The 448-nt window shown below is 35.0% G+C and carries 1 protein-coding gene; it reads left to right on the top strand.

The window, feature by feature from the left end:
* Positions 1 to 40: 40 nt before the first annotated feature.
* Positions 41 to 448 (top strand): LemA family protein (locus NE664_14020; GenBank protein ID MCQ4727751.1); only part of this gene is annotated, 408 nt, incomplete at its 3' end.

Here is a 448-nt window from a genome sequence, read left to right as displayed (position 1 = left end):
AGTGAAGATAAATTCAGAAGAGTAAGAAGGAGAAAAAATCATGAGAACAATTAAAAACAACTGGAAAGTAGCTTTAATTGTAGCAGTCGGTATTATTGCTATTATTTTGTTAGGTGTGTTTTGTATACAGAGTTCCCAGAACAGAGCATTTACCTTGGAAGAGCAAGTTAATACTGCTGATTCTGACATCAAAGTTCAGGAAAAACGACGTGTAGATTTGGTTTACAACCTTGCTAATTGTGTTAAGCAGTACGATAAGCATGAAGCGGAAACATTGACGGCGATTGTTGAAAATAGAGGCTCTACCGGTGATATCGAAAACGTTACTACAGCTATCACGGCGGTGTCAGAAGCGTATCCAGAATTAAAATCTAATGAAAATTATAAAGAGTTAATGAATGAACTTTCAATTACAGAAAATTTAATTGCAGAATATCGGAGTAACTAC

It is taken from the genome of Anaerotignum faecicola (genome assembly GCA_024460105.1).
Lineage (GTDB): Bacteria > Bacillota > Clostridia > Lachnospirales > Anaerotignaceae > JANFXS01.
The sequence above is the reverse complement of the archived record's forward strand: the minus strand, read 5'-3'. Positions and strand labels throughout refer to the sequence as shown.